The organism is Amaricoccus sp. (genome assembly GCF_017995835.1).
Taxonomy (GTDB): domain Bacteria; phylum Pseudomonadota; class Alphaproteobacteria; order Rhodobacterales; family Rhodobacteraceae; genus Amaricoccus.
On record NZ_JAGOID010000184.1, the window covers coordinates 1 to 3404 of the forward strand.

Sequence of the window (3404 nt, forward strand, 5' to 3'; positions counted from 1 at the left end):
ATAGCCCTGCATGCTGCGCAGCGCGACGAAGAGCGCGATGCCCGAAGCCACCACCAGCACCACCGCGAGAAACGGGCCGCGGAGGTGCCAGACGTCGCGCAGGAGCTTGCGGTCGAGGGGGCGCATCGTCGATCCCTACCATTCGAGCTCGTCGGGACGCATGCGCACCGGGTGGGCGATGATCTCGACGATTCTGCCGCTGCGCAGCCGCACCACCCGGTCGGCCATACCGCCGATCGCGGCGTTGTGGGTGATCACCGCGATGGTCGTACCGAGCTCGCGGTTGACCCGTTCGAGAACCTCCAGGACGAGCTTCCCGGTCTCGTAGTCGAGCGCCCCGGTCGGCTCGTCGCAGAGCAGCACGTCGGGACGCTTGGCGACGGCGCGCGCGATCGCCACCCGCTGCTGTTCGCCGCCCGAGAGCTGGGCCGGAAAGTGGTCGAGCCGCGCGCCGAGCCCGACCAGCCGGAGGGCCTCCGCCGGCTCCATCGGATGCTCGGCGATCGAGGTCACCAGCTCGACGTTCTCGCGCGCGGTGAGCGATGGGATCAAGTTGTAGAACTGGAAGACGAAGCCGACATGCTCGCGCCGGAAACGGGTCAGCAGAGCATCGTCGTCGCGGGTGAGGTCGTGATCGAGGAAATGAACCGTTCCGCCGGTCGGGACGTCGAGGCCGCCGAGAATGTTGAGCAGTGTCGACTTGCCGCTGCCCGAGGGGCCGAGCATCACGACGATCTCACCCCGGAAGAGGTCGAGATCGACGCCGGCGAGGGCCTGAATCTCCACCTCCCCCAGATGGTAGGTCTTGATCAGGCCGCGCGCGCAGAACACCGCTTCCCGGCCGGCGGCTGCCGGCGATGCGGCGGTGGTGACAGCTTCCGGCGAAGGGGCCATGCAGGCCTCCCTGCCGCCTACGGTAGCGCCGACGGTCGCCGGGCGCGCCCACCGTCAGGGTGGGGTCGGCGCTGCGGGAGAGGCGCCCCGTTCAGGGGGCCTGCAGCGGAAAGGCGTCCTCGGCGCGGTAGGTCGACCCGCCCTTTCCGAGCGCGCTCGAGAAGAGGGTGACATGGTCGCAGGCGAAGGCGAGTCCGGCCAGCCGCTCGCCGAGGCCCTCGGCCGCGGCGCCGACCTCTTTCCGCTGGTGAGGCGGCCAGGCCGGATCGCAGCGCGCCAGGGTCACGTGCGAGCGGAACGGCTTGTCGTCGAAGGGGGCCCCGACGGCGCGCAAGCCGTCCTGCACGAGCTCGGCGAGCCGGACGAATCGCACCGCAGGCTCGAGACCGACCCAGAGCGTGCGCACGTGTCCGGAGTTGGGAAAGCTCCCGAGAGCACTGAAGTGGGCGCGAAAGCCGCCCTCTTGTTCGAGCTGTTCGCGCAGCGCCTGCGCCAGCGCGGGGGCGCGATCGGCCGCGGTCTCGCCCAGGAAGGCGAGGGTCAGATGGTACAGGTTCGGCCGCACCCAGCGCGCCGCGGGCAGCGCGGCGCGCAACGGTGCGACCGCAGCGTCGAGGCCCGCCTTCACCGCCTCGGGAAGGTCGACCGCGACGAAGAGCCTCACGACGCGGGTTTCGCCTCCGCGCCTCTTGCAGGCTTGGGATCTCCCACCAGGAAATGGGCCAGAGCGGGCAGCAGGACGATCGCGCCGATCATGTTCATCACGAACAGGAAGAACAGCAGGATCCCCATGTCGGCCTGGAACTTGAGCGGCGACAGCAGCCACGTCGCGACCGCCAGACCGAGCGTGAAGCCGGTGAAGAGCACGCCGTTGCCGGTGATCGCGAGGGCGTCTTCGTAGGTCTCGCGTAGCGTCCGGTCGGGCCGGCGCAGCGCCGCGAAGCGGCTGTAGATGTAGACCCCGTAGTCGACGCCGATCCCGACGCCCAGCGCAACGACCGGCAGGGTGCCCACCTTGAGTCCGATCTCGAGCCACGCCATGAGCGCGTAGGCGAGAAGCGAGGCGAGGCCGAGGGGAATCAGGATGCAGAGCGTCGCCGCGAAGGAGCGGAAGGTCGCGAGGCAGAGTGCCGCTACGACGCCGAAGACCCAAAGGAGCATCGGGAACTGCGCCGCCGCCACCGCCTCGTTGGTCGCCGCCATCACCCCCGCATTGCCGGTAGCGAGGCGGAAGGTGACGCCCGGATGATCGGGGCCGGCCTCGATGCGCTTCGCTTCGGCGACGATGCGCTCCAGCGTCTCGGCCTTGTGGTCGGCGCTGAAGATCATGATCGGCATGACGCTGCAGTCGGCGTTGAGCAGGCCGCTCGAGGTCGGAACGTAGGTCACCGACTGGGTCAGCACCGAGGCGTTCCGGGCCAGGACGCGCCATTTCGGGCTGCCCTCGTTCCAGCCGGCGTTGATCGTCCGCGCGAGTCCGGCAAGATCGATCGTCGACTGGACCCCCTCCACGTTCGCCATCCGCCAGGAGAAGTCGTCGATCGCCGACATGATCTCGAAGTCGACGCAGCCCTCGGGCTTGGTCTCTGCGATGACGGTCAGGATGTCGACGCCGATCGAGAACTTCGACGTCACCATCGCGGTGTCGCGGTTGTAGCGCGAGTCGGCGCGCAGTTCGGGGACGCCACGATGCAGATCGCCCATCGCCACGTCGTTGCCCTTCCACCAGCCGAAGGCGAAGAGCAGCGCCGCCACCGCCACGATCACCGCCGCCGGACGCGGCGCCGCGGCCTTGGAGAGGAAGCGCCAGAGCGGTTCCATCGCCTTCACCCGCCGCTCCAAGCGGTCATGGTAATTGGCTGGATAGCGCACGTAGGAGAGCACGACAGGCAGCAGGACGAGGTTGGTGACCAGGATCACCGCTACGCCGAGACTGGCGGCGATAGCGATCTCGTGAATCACGCGAATCTGGATGACGAGCAGCGTGAGGAAACCGACCACGTCGGTTGCGAGCGCCGTGCTGCCGGGCACGATCAGCCGGCGGAAGGCGACGCGCGCGGCGTACAGGGAGTCGTGCCCGGTGAAGACCTCGGAGCGCGCCGCGCTGACCATCTGCACGGCATGGCTGACGGCGATCGCGAAGACCAGGAACGGCACGAGGATCGACATCGGATCCATGCCGTAGCCGAGCAGCGGAATGATTCCCAACTGCCAGATGACCGCCACGAGTGAGCACAGGACGACGACCAGAGCCAGACGCACGAGCTGCGAGTAGAGGGCGACGAGAATTGTGATCAGCAGGAACGCGGCGACGAAGAAGATCATCACGCGCCGCGCGCCGTCGGCGATGTCGCCGATCACCTTGGTGAAGCCGAGGATATGCACCGTCACCGGCGAATCGGCGACGTAGGCCGCGTCGAAGCGCTGGCGCACCTTCTCCTCGAGCAGCTGCGAGACGCGGAGAACATCGAGCTTCTCGCCGGTCGCCGGATCCACCTCCAGCAGCTCGG

Annotated in this window: 3 protein-coding genes; all 3 read right to left on the reverse strand. The window is 68.4% G+C overall.

Annotation, left to right across the window (positions count from 1 at the left end):
- Positions 1-135: 135 nt before the first annotated feature.
- Positions 136-894 (reverse strand): ABC transporter ATP-binding protein, encoded by a 759-nt coding sequence (locus tag KBA23_RS16355; protein WP_290743212.1) that lies wholly within the window; start codon positions 892-894, stop codon positions 136-138.
- Positions 895-985: 91 nt separating this feature from the next.
- Complete coding sequence (thpR, locus tag KBA23_RS16360; protein ID WP_290743215.1) at positions 986-1558, reverse strand: RNA 2',3'-cyclic phosphodiesterase; 573 nt, start codon at positions 1556-1558, stop codon at positions 986-988.
- On the reverse strand, positions 1555-3404 hold a 1850-nt coding region (locus KBA23_RS16365), incomplete at its 5' end, for an MMPL family transporter (protein WP_290743218.1). The genes KBA23_RS16365 and thpR, both read right to left, overlap by 4 nt.